This is a genomic window from Nocardia suismassiliense, from assembly GCF_900269665.1.
GTDB classification, from domain to species: domain Bacteria; phylum Actinomycetota; class Actinomycetes; order Mycobacteriales; family Mycobacteriaceae; genus Nocardia; species Nocardia suismassiliense.
Window position 1 is genome coordinate 4,311,453 of record NZ_LT985361.1, and the last position, 15,227, is coordinate 4,326,679.

13 protein-coding genes are annotated in these 15,227 nt (G+C 65.9%); 5 read left to right on the plus strand and 8 right to left on the minus strand.

Translation table 11 applies throughout. The annotated features are described in order from the left end of the window. Window positions 1-187: 187 nt before the first annotated feature. On the plus strand, window positions 188-1,618 hold the full coding sequence (locus tag DBO33_RS19350; protein ID WP_107656299.1) for a cytochrome P450: 1,431 nt from the start codon (window positions 188-190) through the stop codon (window positions 1,616-1,618). 28 nt (window positions 1,619-1,646) lie between these two features. Here the strand turns inward: DBO33_RS19350 and DBO33_RS19355 are convergent, their stop codons facing one another. Next, the gene (locus tag DBO33_RS19355) at window positions 1,647-2,456 is read right to left on the minus strand and encodes an ABC transporter ATP-binding protein (RefSeq protein WP_234390920.1); all 810 of its coding nucleotides are present in this window, start codon (window positions 2,454-2,456) and stop codon (window positions 1,647-1,649) included. A 126-nt stretch (window positions 2,457-2,582) separates the two neighbouring features. Between DBO33_RS19355 and DBO33_RS19360 the strand changes: the two genes are divergently transcribed. Beyond that, window positions 2,583-4,862, plus strand: coding sequence for an ATP-binding protein (locus DBO33_RS19360; protein WP_234390921.1), 2,280 nt, complete (start codon window positions 2,583-2,585; stop codon window positions 4,860-4,862). A gap of 5 nt (window positions 4,863-4,867) precedes the next feature. On the opposite strand, the gene DBO33_RS19365 is transcribed toward DBO33_RS19360, so the two are convergent. Together DBO33_RS19365 and DBO33_RS19370 are read right to left on the minus strand one after the other, a co-directional pair. After that, window positions 4,868-5,392, minus strand: a complete 525-nt coding sequence (locus DBO33_RS19365; protein ID WP_107656302.1) for a DinB family protein — start codon at window positions 5,390-5,392, stop codon at window positions 4,868-4,870. Window positions 5,393-5,432: 40 nt separating this feature from the next. After that, window positions 5,433-6,074 (minus strand): maleylpyruvate isomerase family mycothiol-dependent enzyme, encoded by a 642-nt coding sequence (locus DBO33_RS19370; RefSeq protein ID WP_107656303.1) that lies wholly within the window; start codon window positions 6,072-6,074, stop codon window positions 5,433-5,435. Window positions 6,075-6,521: 447 nt separating this feature from the next. Between DBO33_RS19370 and DBO33_RS42885 the strand changes: the two genes are divergently transcribed. Together DBO33_RS42885 and DBO33_RS19380 are read left to right on the plus strand one after the other, a co-directional pair. After that, window positions 6,522-6,815 (plus strand): hypothetical protein, encoded by a 294-nt coding sequence (locus tag DBO33_RS42885; RefSeq protein WP_159080368.1) that lies wholly within the window; start codon window positions 6,522-6,524, stop codon window positions 6,813-6,815. A gap of 597 nt (window positions 6,816-7,412) precedes the next feature. After that, on the plus strand, window positions 7,413-8,639 hold the full coding sequence (locus DBO33_RS19380; RefSeq protein ID WP_159080369.1) for an MAB_1171c family putative transporter: 1,227 nt from the start codon (window positions 7,413-7,415) through the stop codon (window positions 8,637-8,639). Window positions 8,640-8,975: 336 nt separating this feature from the next. On the opposite strand, the gene DBO33_RS19385 is transcribed toward DBO33_RS19380, so the two are convergent. The 3 genes from DBO33_RS19385 to xylB form a co-directional block, all read right to left on the minus strand. Further along, the gene (locus DBO33_RS19385; protein WP_107656306.1) at window positions 8,976-9,638 is read right to left on the minus strand and encodes a maleylpyruvate isomerase family mycothiol-dependent enzyme; all 663 of its coding nucleotides are present in this window, start codon (window positions 9,636-9,638) and stop codon (window positions 8,976-8,978) included. Between the two features lie 188 nt (window positions 9,639-9,826). Continuing rightward, window positions 9,827-11,551 (minus strand): N-acyl-D-amino-acid deacylase family protein, encoded by a 1,725-nt coding sequence (locus DBO33_RS19390; RefSeq protein WP_107656307.1) that lies wholly within the window; start codon window positions 11,549-11,551, stop codon window positions 9,827-9,829. 86 nt (window positions 11,552-11,637) lie between these two features. Then, the gene (gene xylB / locus DBO33_RS19395) at window positions 11,638-13,116 is read right to left on the minus strand and encodes a xylulokinase (protein WP_107656308.1); all 1,479 of its coding nucleotides are present in this window, start codon (window positions 13,114-13,116) and stop codon (window positions 11,638-11,640) included. 78 nt (window positions 13,117-13,194) lie between these two features. On the opposite strand from xylB, the gene DBO33_RS19400 reads away from it, so the two are divergent. Next, on the plus strand, window positions 13,195-13,710 hold the full coding sequence (locus tag DBO33_RS19400; RefSeq protein ID WP_107656309.1) for a hypothetical protein: 516 nt from the start codon (window positions 13,195-13,197) through the stop codon (window positions 13,708-13,710). Here the strand turns inward: DBO33_RS19400 and DBO33_RS19405 are convergent. Both DBO33_RS19405 and DBO33_RS19410 read right to left on the minus strand, forming a co-directional pair. After that, window positions 13,689-14,714, minus strand: coding sequence for a glycoside hydrolase family 172 protein (locus DBO33_RS19405; RefSeq protein WP_107656310.1), 1,026 nt, complete (start codon window positions 14,712-14,714; stop codon window positions 13,689-13,691). The two genes, DBO33_RS19400 and DBO33_RS19405, sit on opposite strands and share 22 nt — an antisense overlap. Beyond that, on the minus strand, window positions 14,711-15,181 hold the full coding sequence (locus DBO33_RS19410) for a thioredoxin family protein (protein ID WP_107656311.1): 471 nt from the start codon (window positions 15,179-15,181) through the stop codon (window positions 14,711-14,713). The genes DBO33_RS19405 and DBO33_RS19410 overlap by 4 nt, the downstream gene beginning before the upstream one ends. Window positions 15,182-15,227: the final 46 nt, after the last annotated feature.

Below are 15,227 nucleotides of genomic sequence, written 5' to 3' on the forward strand. Positions count from 1 at the left end.
CGGGTCCTTTTACTCGTCGTCGTCAGGATCGTCCGATCCTCACCTCACTGCATCGAACGACCACCACCCGGATCGACACTCCACCGAAAATTCTTCTCGAGTATTTTCGGCGCTGGACGGCAGGCCACGGTTTCCGCGGTATTGCGGGGAGCATCCGCGGCAGGGAGCATGGCTGTGGAGGGATGTCATGAAACCTGGTGGCGGTGATACTTTCGCATCGATCCCCGGGCCCGGCGGCGCGGGCGACGGCCTCGCCGACATCGTGGCGGCGGGTGGGCTGCACAACTACCAGCTGACACTGCATGCGAAGTACGGTCCCGTCGTCCGTTTCCGGTTACCGGGCGCGGAGACGGCGGTGTCGATCGCCGATCCGGTGCTGCTGGAGGCCACTGCGAAGGTCGACAAACGGCCCGAGAAGCTGTTCGAGTTCCTGGCGCCACTCCAGGAATCGGACAATTTGCAGACCCTTTCCGCCGCAGAGCACACCCCGTGGCGGCGGGTGTTGCTGTCGGTGCTGGCCGGACGGCGCTCGCACGAGGCGCATTTCGGGCAGTTCGTCACGCTGACCTGCGACCTGGCCGATCGGTGGGCGGCCTCGGACGAGCCTGTTGCTTTGCAGCAGCACCTCAGTGAGCTGTCGCTACGGATGATCTGTGATTACGCGCTCGGCGCCGGTGCGGACTCGCCGGAGCAGGCCGGACGGATCGTGTCGGCCTTCGAGGATGTGCTGACCGACCAGTTGGCCCGGCTGTATCAAGCCGATCTGCCGGGAACGGACGCCGAACGCGGCGCTCGCGCGCAGCAAGCGCTGGTCTTTCTTCGGACGACCGTGGACGATGTGCTCGCCGCGCATCAGAAGGTCGATGTCGCGCATCAGGATGTCGCGGGGCAGGGCGCTGCGTGGCCGGGCAGCGCGCACCAGGGCGACGCACGGCGGACCGACACGCGCCGGACCGACAGCAGCGACCTGATCTCCGCACTGGCCACGGCAGGCCAACCCCCGGCGCGGATCCGCGACACCGTGCTGATGACCATGCTGGCCGCACACCACACCACCGGCGTCGCGATCTCCTGGACCTTGTATCTACTCGCACAGCACCCTGAAGTCGCGGACCGCGTCGCCGAAGAAGTCGCGGACGTACTGGGGAACCGGCCCGCGCCCGACTACGCGGATCTGAAGCGCCTGACGTATCTGAAGATGGTGCTCGAGGAATCGATGCGGCTCTACCCGCCGGGCCCCTACGGTGCCCGCGAAATCTCGGAAGACCTTCGCGTGGGCGACTATACGATCCCGGCCGGGACCACGATCTTCTACCCGATCTGGGCCGTGCACCTCAACCCCGAATACTGGCCGCAGCCAGAGGTTTTCCGTCCCGAACGTTTCTCCGCCGCGGAATCCGCCGGACGTCCCAGGCTCGCCTACATCCCCTTCGGCCTCGGCCCACGCAGCTGCGAAGGCGCCGCCCTGGCGATGGTCGAAGCCCAACTGGTGCTTGCGGTTCTGGTACGGCGCTTCCGATTCGAGCTTGCCCCTGGGCATTCGGTCGTTCCCGTCGAACGCTTCGTTCTGTGGGCGGCCGATGACATCCGGATGAACCTCACGTCACGCGTTATCTAGATACACGCGGTTGTGCTGCGGCTGAGCGCTATTCGCCAGGCCAGACCGCTCGAGCGTGTGCGGCCCGCGCGGTCCACCGACCGTCGTAGCGGACTTCGACAGGGTGAGCGAAGGCGCTGGTGACGTTCTCGGTGGTGAGGATGTCGCGTGCGGGACCAGCGGCGACGGTATGGCCGTCGGCGATCAGCAGCGCATGCGTGGTGGTGCTAGGCAGCTCCTCCAGATGGTGGGTAACCAGCACCGACGCGACCTCGGGATGGGTATCGCCGAGGGTATCGATGGTCTCCAGGAGTTGTTCGCGGGCAGCGAGATCCAGACCGGTGGAGGGTTCGTCGAACAGCAGCAGACGGGGCTCGGCGATGAGCGCGCGGGCGATCAAGGTGCGGCCGCGTTCACCCTGCGAGAGCGTCGGCCAAGTGTTGTCGGCCTTACCGGTGAGGCCGACCGTATCGATCATCGCGTCGGCACGGCCGAGCTGATCGGGCGTCGGCGTCCAGCGCATCGGGGTATCAATGGTCGCGGTGAGACCGGTCAGCACCACCTCACGGATGGTCAGCGGATAACGCAGCGGGTGGCGCGGATTCACATGCCCGATCGAATGACGCAGGCGTTGCAGTTCGACGCGGCCCAACTGTTCACCGAGTACCCGAACCGTGCCCGAGGTAGGGAACATGACCGCACCGCAGAAACCGAGCAGGGTGCTCTTACCCGCGCCGTTCGGCCCCAACAGCGCCCAGTGTTCGCCCGCGCGCACGGTCAGCGAGATACCGTTGATGATCTTCTTGCCCTCGCGACGGAACGTCACATCCGTCAGTTCGAGCACCGGTGCGCCGGTCACCTGCATCCCTCCTTCGGAAAGGGGCAGTTTAGCCAGCACGGGCCCCACCGCCGCACCCGGCATCTTCCGGCAAAACGCCCGGGGGCCACGGCCGTCCGTGCGAAGGTAATCGGCGTGGCGCGGCACGTGACAGGAAACCTCCCCGCCGAAGTGACCAGCTTCGTCGGGCGGGGCAGCGAAGTCGCCGCCGCCAGGAAACTGCTGTCCAGCACGCGGTTGCTCACGCTGACCGGGCCGGGCGGTGTCGGCAAGACCCGGCTGGCCCGGCGGGTGGGCGATACGGTGCGGCGCGCCTTCCCGGATGGGGTGTGGCTGGTCGAGGTGGCCCACGTCAACAACGGTGAACTGGTGGCGCTCAGCGTCGCCCAGGCGCTCGGCCTGCGCGACGACACCAGCGCGCCACTGGCCGGCCTCACCGACTACCTCGGCGGCAAGCATCTGCTGCTCGTCCTCGACAACTGCGAACACCTCATCGACGCCTGCGCCGAACTCGTCGACCGGCTGATCGCGAGCACACCCGAGGTGCGGGTGCTGGCGACCAGCCGGGAGCCGCTCGGTGTGCTGGGGGAGCAGGTGCTGCCGATCGCGCCGCTGCCGGTGCCCGAGCTGGACGAGGACTCCGGCGAAGTCGACGCCACCGACAACGCGGCACTGCGGCTGCTGATCGACCGGGCCACCGCCGCGAATCCCGAATTCCGGGTCAGCGCCGCCAATCTCGGCGCGCTGGCCGGGATTTGTCTTCGGCTGGAGGGCATTCCGCTGGCCTTGGAGCTTGCGGCGTTGCGGCTGCGGGCTTTCACCCCCGACCAGGTGCTGGAACGCCTCGACGACACCATGCGCCTGCTCACCACCGGACTGCGCACAGCACCGGAGCGGCAGCAGACGCTCGAGGCCGCCATCCGTTGGAGCTACGACCTGTGCACCCCGGACGAACAACGCCTCTGGGAGCAACTCGCCGTATTCGCGGGGGGCTTCGACCTGGCCGCCGCTGAGGCGGTGTGCGTGCTCGAGCCGCCGGGCGCGCTGGTGGACGCGCTCACCGGTCTGGTCGACAAGTCGGTGCTGAGCCATCGCCACGACAGCGACGGCACCGGCCGCTACACCGTGCTCGAGCCACTGCGCCAGTTCGCGCTGGCGCGGCTCGTGGCGCACGGCGACGAGTACGCGGTTCGTATCCGGCACCGCGACCACTATTACCGCGTCGCGCAGCGCGGGCGCACCGAATACTGGGGTGCGGCCGACGTCGTCTGGTTTCGTGACGTCACCCGTGAACACGCGAATCTGCGTGCGGCCCTACAGTTCGCGCTCGCCGACCCGGACGGTGCGCACCGAGGGTTACAGATCGCCGCCGAGCTGCGGCCGTTCTGGGAGCACTATCGGTTCCTGCTGGAGGGTTACCGCTGGCTGATGGACGCGCTCGGTAAAGATCCCGCGCGCACCAGCGATCGGGCGCGGGCGCTGACCGCCGCGTCGATCATCGCAGCCATGCTGTCGGACACCGAGTCGGCGAACGAGTATCTGCGCGAATGTGTGTCGATAGCCACGGAATTGGGTGCCGAGGAGGTGCTGGTCGAGGCGACCCTGCTCTCGGCGGTACTGGCCTTCGCCGAGTCGGGTCCGGTGCGCGCGCTCGAAGTCGCCGAGGAGGCGGCCGTGCGGGCGCGGGCGTGCGGACACCACGGCACGGAGATGGAATGCCTTGCCTTCGCTTACGTCTGCGCGATGGTGCTGGCGGATGAGCGTGCGGGGGCGTTGGCCGAGCAGTTCCTGGCGAAGTCCACCCAGCACGGTTCGCATCTGCTCGGCGGACTCGCCTCGTGGGCGGTCGGGACGAATCATTGGCGAAATGGTGACGAGGACAAGGCGATCGAGGAGTTGCGGCGCGCCCTCGAGCTATTGCGACTGTTCGATCGGTGCGTGTGGACCGCGTCGGCGTTCGATGGGCTCGCCTGGGTCGCGGCGGCCGGTGGTGACCTGAACCGCGCTGCTCGGCTGATGGGTGCCGCGTTGACTGTGCGGCACGGCAGCACTCAGCGGCTCGCGCACGCGATGACCGACGTGGTCGGTGACAAGGTTCGGTTACAGGTCTATGAGGCCATGGGGGACAAGGATTTCCGGGCCGCCTTCGACAGCGGTGCGGCGCTCGGCCTCGACGAGGCAGTGCGGTACGCCCTCGGTGCCGAGCAGGCCGTCGCGCCGCCGAAATCCATTGCCGTCGAACAGCTCACGCGCCGCGAAAGAGATGTAGCGCGATTGGTGGCCGCCGGTTACAGCAACAAACGCATCGCCGCCGAACTGGTCATCTCGATTCGCACCGCGGAGAGTCACGTCGACCACATCCTGACCAAGCTCGGCTTCACCTCGCGCGCCCAGATCGCGGCGTGGGTCAGCAGGCACAGCCCCTGATCCGGTCAGTCGCCGGTCGCGCCGTCGATGCGTTCGCGCAGCAGGTCGGCGTGCCCGTTGTGCCTGGCGTACTCCTCGATCATGTGCAGGTAGACCCAGCGGAGGTTGTACTCCAGATCGGGCCGCCTCGGATGGTGGAAAGTGTGGTCGAGCGGCAGGTCGGCCACCGCGGCATCGGCCAGTTCGATCTCGCGCCGCAGTGCCGCGAAATCGGTGGCGGGATCAGCGGTTTCGGTGTCGTCGAAGTCGCCGTCCAGGTTGTCCTCGCTGCCGTAGACGTACGGCACCGGCTGGGCCGCGGCGGCGAGCCGGAACCAGCCGCGTTCCACCTCGGTCATGTGCCGGACCAGGCCGTGCAGTGACAACGTGGACGGCTCGACGGAACGTCGTTTGAGCTGTTTCGCATCGAGGCCTGTGCACTTGAGCAGCAGCGTGTCCCGGTGAAAATCGAGCCACGCCTGCAACATCGGCCGCTCGTCGGCGATCCGCGGTGCGTCGGTGCGGATGAGGTCGGGCGCGATCCAGTTCACGCAGCGACTCTAACGCCGCAAGGTAATCGGCGCCCCGCGATTATCGCGTGCCCTGGCTCGAGCGGGTGAACCTCTGTGCCTCGGCCCCATGCAGTGTCCCGGCGGGCAGCCTGCGCCCGCACAACACCAACAGCAGATCCTGCGCCGCACCGGACACCACCTCGCCGGAACCGTAGCGCCAATCCAAATCATCAGCGCGCAACTCGATCCCCTTCAGATCGACCCCGAAGAACTTGACACTCTTCGGATCGATCGCCTCCAGCACCATCCGCAACCGATCCTCCGGTACTTTCCGCCCCAACCCCAGCCCCACCGTGATATCCAGCCCATGAATGACGTCATGACTCAACGCCCCCGCGAACCCACCACCCGGCGGCTTCCACGGATGAGCAACGTTGTCCCAGAGCGACTTCAACAGATCCTCCGCCGTCATCTCCGCCGCATCCCGCCGCGCCACCCGATCCGCCATCCGATGAAAACTCCCCGCCGCCCGCACCATCTCGACCGCGAACCGCGCCCCCGACAACCGATACGGCATGGTGATATGCGCAACCACCTCCCGAACCCGCCACCCCCGGCACAACGTCGCCCCATCCCACCTCTCGGCCTCGAGCCCCGCCAACAACTCGGCAAGCTCGGTCCGCTCAGCAGTAATCGCCCTACGCACCCCGATATCGCTCATCGTCTCTCCTCGCCGCAGATCATCCCTCCTACCGCCCCGAGACGCCAGAGGACGAGCGAATTCGTCGGCGGAACGGGATCGCCAACGCCAAGATTTCGTCTGGCCAGCCAGACACTCGGCCAAAGTGGTTGGCGGAGAAGGGATGCGGTGAGCGCAGACTCTCGTTATATTGATTCCCGCCGACCATCGACCTTGTGCGGGCTGCCTGAACCGTGTGCGAGCGCAGGGACGGAAGCGTGGGAAAGTATCGGCGACAGGGGTTGTGCGGGAGTTGGACGAGTGGCAGTGCGCGCTCGTGCACCTCGATGATAGGGATGTTCCAGGGACTGGTGGATCGCACTGATATTTGATGATGGGCATGCAGGAACCGATGGTTTTGTTGCGAATTTTGCGAGCGCTGCAGGCTCGATTGATCCGGCGCAGCCAATTCTCCGAAACGCAACGCCGATGCGATCAACTCATTGCGGACCTGCAGGTATCGGCACCGTTTCATATGGAGACGTTGATCCAACGCGTCAGCGAGCCGCTGGACAGACCTATAATTCCGATACCCCCAAAGATGAGCAAATACTCGCGCAGCTGGAGAAAGTCGCAGAATTACAGGCGCTCCTCAATTCGATGGTGGAGATCGATGTGGAGCAAACACTGGTCCGCATGTCGGAGTTGTCATCTAAGAGTCTGCGCAGAGTGCGGGAAATTATAGAAACGCTTCATGAACTAGAGGAGCGGACCGGCAAGTGACGATGGACATTTTAGGAATCTGGTGACTCTCTTACGTCGTGTGCGAATAATTGCTGGTCGATTGGCGGGCGGCGGAGACTTCGCCGAGATGCGACGCAGATGTGATCAACTCATCACAGATCTACAAGTGTCTGCGCCATTTCAATTGGAAGTCTTCATAGCGCGAGTCAGTGACTCGCTGGACAAACCTATCGTCGCGATCCCGATGAACTTGCCGCCTGAGGGGCCCACTGGATTACTGATACAAACTGGGACCGAAAACTTAATCATCTTCCGGAGTAATACCTCGCGAATCCATCGTGAGAACATCGTTCTTCACGAGATAGCTCACATTTTGTGTGGTCATACCGGACTCCAAGCGATTGACCGAGGCAAATCCGCAATGTTGTTCCCGGACTTGGACCCTGACATGGTAATCAGCATGCTCGGCCGCGCTGGCTATACCGATACGCAAGAGCGAGAGGCTGAGCTGTTTGCCTCCATCATTCGTACGAAGCTGGGCACCTGGACTTCGGGCACTTCGTGGACGCTACCCGATGATATCGCACCGATCATCTCACGGATCGAGCGCGCTCTAAGCTTGCGTATAGGATAGATATGAATACGAATCTGTATTCGACATGCGCGATCGTTGGGTCGATAGCATTACTTCTTCGATTGCCCGCGTTCATCCGGAAACCCGAGCCCGGAACCGGGGCGCTTTGCATCTATTTTGCTCTCGTAACGTTCACCTTCGGGCTGTCGGTTCCTGCTGTTTGGAAAGTGGTAGATCGAACACTCGGTGTGCCGAACCTCGCAGGAATGATCGCCCAGTGCGGCGCTCTGACCATAGTCTTTGCCAAACTCTCCGTGGTACTCATCTGGACCAACAGCTGGCCTGATGCGAAGCGCAAGATCCGCGTCATCATCGCGGTACTGGCATCGCTGCTTGCAGTGATGTCTGGCCTGTTCTGGATCGCAGTTCCAGAAATGACCTCCAACCCGAAGAATTTCGCTGCCGCGTCGGCAGGGATAACCGAATATTCGATATATCTTGTCGTATACCTGACGGGTAGGGTAGTTGTAAATATCGAAGTCGGACGTCAGTGCCTGCGCTACATGAGAAGAGCTGCTCCGGGCTGGCTTAAATGGAGTTTACTCACCGCTGCGATCGGCTCAGTTATGGGACTCCCATACGCCGGAGCCCGCCTCGCCGACATCTTCGCCGCCCATATGGGAGTCGACAACAAGGCGTGGGAACCGGTCGCACAATTGAGTGCATCCTTCGGATCATTGATCACGGTCACCGGGTGGACGATGCTCATGTGGGGACCAGCGGTGTCCGAAACATTGGCTCGGCTCGGTCGCTACCGCACTTACCATCGGCTCCGACCTCTGTGGGACGCGCTGTATGAAATCCTGCCCGACATCGCCCTGACTTCCCCGCAACGCCGTCGCATCACGGACTGGCCTTGGAACATCACCTTTCACCTCTACCGCAGACTCGTGGAGATCCGCGACGCACGAACGACGCTACTGCCGTTTTTCGACCTCAACTTCTCCGACGCTGTCCGAACGCGCGCAGAGGCCCAAGGTCTAACAGGCCGCAGGCTCGACGCCGTCGTGGAAGCCGCCAACCTCGCCGCAGCCATCCGGGCTAAAAAGCTATCCGGTCCTGGTGTCCCAGCATCGGTCACTATCGATGACTACTTCGCCACCCACGATGAAACCGGCCAGAGCCTCCATGACGAGCGAGACTGGCTGGTGATGGTCGCGCAGGCATTCGACCGATCGCCAATGGTCGCTGACGCTGTAGCTACCCTGCCATCGCCGACCGGGCCCTAAGACGCCATCTCTTCCCAGATGGTGATCGGTGACCTCCTTGCTATCTATCCCAATCCCCAATCGGGATTCGTTCCGAAGATGGGGGGCCAGCTCCCTGCTTGCGCCTGACCCTACAATGAGCTACCAAATCGGCTGCTCACCTGCGTTATTGGTGTGTCGCTCCACTAGCCGACGTCGCGCTAGTCATCGTGCCGGGAATGGCTGAAGAGGGATTGCCCAGCGCTCGAAGGTGCGGGACTTCCCGCGCATCGAGCTGGCGATCCCACGGGACGAAATACGCTGGCGTTCCTCGTTCCGGGAACATGGCCTACAGGCGTTGCCGGTAACCCTCGGCGTCTAGACCGGGAGGTGGCGGCGGTGGCGGCCGCGTTGGCCGGCGCGGGTGAAGCGGTTGGCTTTGAGGCCGTGTAGGGAACCGTCGGGGAGGATGCGGCCGCAGAGGACGAGGAGGAGGTTTTGGGCTGGGCCGGAGAGGATTTCGCCGGTGCCGTAGTGCCAGTCCATGTCTTCGGCGCGGAGTTGGAGTCCGTCGAGGTCGACGCCGAAGAAGTCGAGGCACTGGGGGTTGATGGCGTCGAGGACCGGGCGTAGTCGGTCTTCGGGGACTTTTCGGTCTAGTCCGAGGGCGACGGTGATGTCGAGGCCGTGGACGACGTCGTGGCCGAGGGCGGCGGTGAAACTTCCGCCGGGGGGCTTCCACGGGTGGGCGACGTTGTCCCACAGGGATTTCAGGAGATCTTCGGGGGTGAACTCGGCGGCGTCCTGGCGGGCGGCGTGATCGGCCATGCGGTTGAAACCACCTGCTGCCCGGAGCATTTCGTAGGCGAAGCGGGGTTCGGAGAGGCGGAAGGGGAGGGTGATGTGGGCGAGGACCTCGCGGACCCGCCAGCCGCGGCACAGGGTCGGTGCGTTCCAGCTGTCGGGGTCGAGTCCGGTGAGTATTTCGGCGAGGTCGGTTCGTTCGGCCGTGATCGCCCTGCGCACGTCGCTATCGGTCATTGTGTCTCCTCGCCGTGGTCTCCCCCCACGCCGTGAGATGCCACCCGACCGCGCCCGTTGTCCGGCCGAGCGGTACTCGGCGGTGGACTGAGCTGCGAATTGTCGGGATTGTCCCGTTCGGGTGATGTTATGCCTCGACGGCGCGGAGTGGGTTCTCGGCGTTTCACACCGGCGTGTCGCGCGGGAGATCAGGCGGGTGCGAGGAAAGTTCCGGCGTGCAGGGTGCTGCCGAAGCCGGGAGCGAAGGTGCCGTACTCGTAGACGACCTGCCCGCCGACCAACGTGGCGGCGACGGCGCGGTCGTTGCGGTTGACCATCCGGTCCAGGCCCGCGATACCGGGGAACGGAGCTTCGGCATAGGCGGCACTGGAACCGTCGAATCCCGCCGGGTCGATCACGGCGATATCGGCGCGGGCACCCTCGTGCAGGCGGCCGGTATCGAGCCCGTACCAGTCGGCCAGCTCACCGGTGAGCCGGTGCACCGCCGCCTCGATCGGCATGAACTTGCGCTGGTGCACCCGCTCGAGCATGCGCAGCCCGAAGTTGTAGAAGGCCATATTGCGCAGGTGCGCACCGGAATCGGCGAATCCGACCTGGACGTGCGGGGAGCGTTGCAGCCAGTCGAGCACGTCGTCGCGATCATTGGCGATGACGGTGCGCCAGCGCAGCTTCGCCCCGTGCGCGACGGCGAGATCGAGCAGCGCGTCGGCCGGATGGATGCCGCGCTCGTCGGCCACCTCGCCGAACGACTTCCCGACGACATCCGGCTCGGGGCAGGACATGATCTGGGCGTCGTACAGATCCCGATGCCACACCCGCGGACCGTATTTCTTGGCGAGGTCCTTACGGAACTGCCTGCGGTAGCCCTCATCGGCCAGCAACTCGCCCCGTTTCAGCACATCGCGGATGTTGAGCGCCGCGACCCCCGAGCCGAACTCCTCGAACACAACGAGATCGACGCCGTCGGCATAGACCTCGAACGGCACTGGCAGATGCTGCCAGCGGAAAGCGGCCTTGCCCAGGGTGTTCGCGATCCACGCCGCAGTGGTCGCGGCGCGTGCGGTGGTGCGATCGGCCTTCACATCCATGCCCGCGATGAGCGTCGTCTTGAGCGGTTTACGGAATCGTCCGGCACTCTGCGCGAAGTAGCGGGCGATCTCCAGCCGGGAGGTGAGGTTCGGCGTGCTCTGATGAATCCGATTCCGTTGCCGCAGAATGTCGTTCAATGCCGCGTACTCGCGCCAGCTCGCGTAGGTCGACGGCAGCTGCCTGGTGGGGAAGCGCGTCCCTTCCAGCTTGGAGAACGAGCTACGGATGGTGGACAGGCCGAGGAATCCGGCATCGAGCGCGTCGGTCAGCATGCGACGCATGCGATTCAGCTCGTCGCCGGTCGGCCGCGCCTGGGGATCCGTGGCACGACCGAGACCCATGACGGCCACCCGAATGTCCGAGTGTCCGAGCAGCGCAGCCACATTCGCGCCGAGCGGGCGCGCGGCGAGCGACTCGACGTAGGCGCGCGGGCTGTCCCAGTTCTTGTGCTCCTTGACCGCCGAGTGCACCGCGTCCCACGGCAGCGCCTCGACCCGGGCGAACATATCCGCGCAGTCGTCGGCCTCGGCGTAGACCGTGGACAGCGAGCAGTTCCCGATCACCACGGAGGTGACGCCGTGCCGCACCGACTCGCCGAGGCCGGGACTGCCAAGCACTTCCGCGTCGTAGTGGGTGTGCACGTCGAGCATGCCCGGAATGACCCACTTGCCCGAAGCGTCCAGGTTCCGTGCGCCATCGGGCAGCGGCTCGGCGCTGACCGCGACCACCTTGCCGTCCTTGATGCCGACATCGGCCGTGCGCGGCGCGGAACCCGCACCGTCGAAGACCGATCCGCCGCGAATCACCACGTCACATGGTTGCATCTGCGCTCCCTCGACAAACCGCCGGTATCCAGTACTACCGGTAATGACTACATCGTCGCACGGGTTCGCCGACTTGTTCAGCCCGATCAGTCATGACCGCGTCGCCGCCCTCGCCGTCGCGGCACATGCGTCGCCACCCCCATGCTCGACGAGCCGTACAGATCGCCGTGTGCCCGTTGATATTCCGCACGGATGCGCCGACCGATCGCGGGTGCGGCGGGGGCCGGGATCTCGGCGGCGGTCCGGGCGGGCCAGGTCGGTGGCTCCGCCGCACCACTGAGCGCCCAAGCCGCCTGTCTGGCCGCACCGAGCGCGACGTATTCGATCGGCTGCGGCACGGTGACGGGGACACCGAAGATCTGCGCGGCGATCTCGGCGACCAGCGCGGACCGGGCGGCTCCGCCGATCAAGAGAATGCGCCGCACACCGGTGCCGCGCGAGCGCAGATGATCGAGCGCCTCGGCCATATTGCAGACCATGCCCTCGAACGCGGCCCGGGCGATGTGGCTGGGCCGCATGGTTTCCGGCCGCAGACCGTGCAGGCTACCGGTGGCGTGCGGCAGGTTCGGGGTACGTTCGCCGGACAGATAGGGCAGTAGTACGAGCCCGTCGGCGCCCGGGGGTGCCTGCGCGGCAAGCGATTCCAGCGTGACCAGGTCGACGCCGAGCAGATCGGCGGCGTACTCCAGCACGCGTGCGGCGTTCAACGTGCACACCAGCGGCAGGAATGCCCCTGTCGCGTCCGCGAATCCGGCCACCGCGGCGGTGGCGTCGGCGCTGGGCACGGCGCTGCGGGCGAAGACGGTACCGCTGGTGCCGAGGGACACCACCACGTCACCGTCGCCGATGCCGAGACCCAGTGCGGCGCCGGCATTGTCGCCGGTTCCGGCCGCCACGAGCACACCGGTGGGGGTGCGCCCCGCGACCTCGGCCGACTCGAGCACCCGCGGCAGTTCCGGCGTGCGCCCGCGGAAGCCGAGGGCGAGTAGGTCTTTGCGATATTCGCAGTCGGCCGGCGACCAGTATCCGGTGCCCGAGGCGTCGCCGCGATCGGTGGTCGGTTCGGGCTCGGGCATCCCGGCCCCGCCGCCCCGCAACCGCCACGTCAGGTAGTCGTGCGGCAGCATGATCCGGGCGGTGCGGTCGGCGAGTTCCGGCTCGTGATCGGCCAGCCAGCGCAGCTTCGCCACCGTGAAGGCCGCGACCGGCACGCTGCCGACCGCGTCGGCCCACGCCTGCGCACCACCGAGCTCGAGAATCAGCTCATCGGCCGCCGCGGCGGAGCGTGTGTCGTTCCACAGCAACGCGTCGCGCACCGGACGCCCCGCGGCATCGAGGGCGACCAAGCCGTGCTGCTGACCGGCCACCGCGATCGCGTCGACCCGGTCCAGTAATCCGTCGCCCGCCGCGCGTAGGGCGTCCCACCAGGCCTCCGGCGCCACTTCGGTGCCGTCCGGATGCGGCGCGTGCGCCTGGTGCAGGATCTCGCCGGTGTCCGCGTCGCAGACCACCACTTTGCAGGACTGGGTGGAGCTGTCCACCCCGGCCACCTTCGCCGCGCACATAGCTCCACCTTGCACCCGAAGCGGTCGCGCTCGGCGCATTTCGGGCAATCGACGGCCGGATCGGGCACACTGGCCCGGGTGACCGACGATCCGGACCGACCTGCCGACGTGCATGTCCGGACCGGCGCCGGAACCCCGGTGCCGGAGCTGACCGACGACGTGCTCACCGGAATGCTCGACGAGCCACCCGATCCGGAATGCCCGTGCATCGTTATCGACCGCGGCGACCACGACTACATCCAGACCCGTCTGCTGCCCGACGGTGTCTACGAGATCGAGCATCGCGGCGGCGGGTCGGACGAGCTGTTCCAGATGTACACCTCCGACGCTCGCCTGGTGCGTGACGTGATGTGGGCCTGGGTGGACGACGACCCGTGGTGGCGTGACACGGTCGCCTGGTATCGGGTCGATCCGGCCGTCGCCGAGGTGCAGTCGGTGCTGCACGACTTCGAGGATCTATTGGGCGGCGTGTCGGTGCTGGACGGCATCGAAGCCGCCATGGACGACGCGATGGCCCGCGCGGACGAGTTGCTCGCCATGGACTTCGACGAGTTACCGGCCGAGCCCGGCGATCAGCCCGGCGGCACGGCCTGATACCACCACGCGGTGGTGGCGATCTCCGCATCCTCCAGCGGCAGATAGGTTTCGGAGTCCCGCCAGCCGAGCGCCTGCACGGTGACGCGCAGGTCCCGCTCGAAGCAGATGGGATCGCGCACATGCCAGCGGTACATGCCGTAGCGCTGGTGCGGTTGGTAGATCTCGTCGGCGGGCAGCACCTGTGGCAATCCGAGGTACTGCGTGGAGTACGGCTGATACGCCCCGTTGACGTCGAAATTCCAAGCGCCGCCGAAGTAATCCTCGGTGCCGGTGCCGCACAGGGTCGGGAACTCGGTATCGCCGTCCATATAGAACTTGAACTCGCCCTCGCCCCACCAGCGTGGGGCGTTGGGCCGAATCGCCTGGTAGGTACCGACATAACGCCCGGGACCCGGCACCGTGTCCAGGACGGTGTGGATGGCGGGGCTGCCTACCGGAGCACTGCGCGACCACCGAGCGTGCAGGTAGCCCGCGTCCGCGGGCACCTCCTCCTCGCTGTAGGTGATCTGGTAGTACACCGGAACCGTTCGGCCGCAGTTGTTTTCCAGCGTGATCCTGGCGTGCCCGCGAAACGGCATGGGCCAGTAGCTGTTCAAGCCGCCCGCCGGGGCGACCACGATCATCTCCGAGTCGATCAGGGCCAGTTCGTCCCAGCCGTTGCAGAACAAGTCGCCGAGCGGCGCCTCGATCGCGGGTTCGGCGGCCTCGTCCCAATACATCCGTAGCGTGATGGCCCGCAGGGCGGTGCGGTCGGTGGTCAGCCAGCAGTGACGGAGCACGCCGGGGCCGGAAATGTCTGCCAGGGTGGCGGTTTCGCCATCCGCGAGCAAGATCGAGGGCGAGATCTTCCAGCCGATACCGAGCAGCCGCGCCGCGTGCGCGCCGGTGCCGGTGGTCGCGCGGGCGCCGCCGCCGGGAGCGCCCGTCGGATTCTCCGCGCTGATCGACCGCGTGCGCGTGCCGTCCAGCCGCCATAGCTCCGCCGGGCGCTCGGGGGTCATAACCCGGGCCAGCCGTATCGACTCGCGGTGGCCGCCAGACCCGCCTGCCGCGAACCCGGACCGGGTGCGGCCGGTGGTGCGGGTGCGTTGGCCGGATATTGCGGTGCGTCCATTTGCTGGGCTACTTCACGGCGCAGCTTCTCCATATCCAGCCATTTGATGTTCTGGACCAGCTCTTCGAGGGCCTCGGGCGCGAGGTAACCCGACTCGTTGTACACCAGCAGGCCTTCCCGGTACGCCATCAGCGTGGGGAAGGCGGTGATCTGCGCCGAGACCTTCATCGCTTCCTCCGCGACGGCGTCCACCATGCCGTGCACGACGTCGGGATGTCGTTCCGCCGAGGATTCGTAGACCGGGGCGAATCGCGTACACCAGCCGCACCAGTCGGCCCACCAATCGACGAGCACGATGGGGTGGCGGGCGATGACAGCATCGAAATTGTGCGGGGTCAGTGTGACAGTGGGCATGAAATCCTCGTTTGAGTCCGACAGAGCAACCCTGCATCCTCGCATG

Coding starts and splice junctions, on each gene's coding strand:
- DBO33_RS19350 (WP_107656299.1), top strand. CDS start 188: ATGAAACCTGGTGGCGGTGATACTTTCGCATCGATCCCCGGGCCCGGC.
- DBO33_RS19370 (WP_107656303.1), bottom strand. CDS start 6,074: ATGAGCGATATCGGGGTGCGTAGGGCGATTACTGCTGAGCGGACCGAG.
- DBO33_RS42885 (WP_159080368.1), top strand. CDS start 6,522: ATGCGATCAACTCATTGCGGACCTGCAGGTATCGGCACCGTTTCATAT.
- DBO33_RS19380 (WP_159080369.1), top strand. CDS start 7,413: ATGAATACGAATCTGTATTCGACATGCGCGATCGTTGGGTCGATAGCA.
- DBO33_RS19385 (WP_107656306.1), bottom strand. CDS start 9,638: ATGACCGATAGCGACGTGCGCAGGGCGATCACGGCCGAACGAACCGAC.
- DBO33_RS19390 (WP_107656307.1), bottom strand. CDS start 11,551: ATGCAACCATGTGACGTGGTGATTCGCGGCGGATCGGTCTTCGACGGT.
- xylB (WP_107656308.1), bottom strand. CDS start 13,116: ATGTGCGCGGCGAAGGTGGCCGGGGTGGACAGCTCCACCCAGTCCTGC.
- DBO33_RS19405 (WP_107656310.1), bottom strand. CDS start 14,714: ATGACCCCCGAGCGCCCGGCGGAGCTATGGCGGCTGGACGGCACGCGC.
- DBO33_RS19410 (WP_107656311.1), bottom strand. CDS start 15,181: ATGCCCACTGTCACACTGACCCCGCACAATTTCGATGCTGTCATCGCC.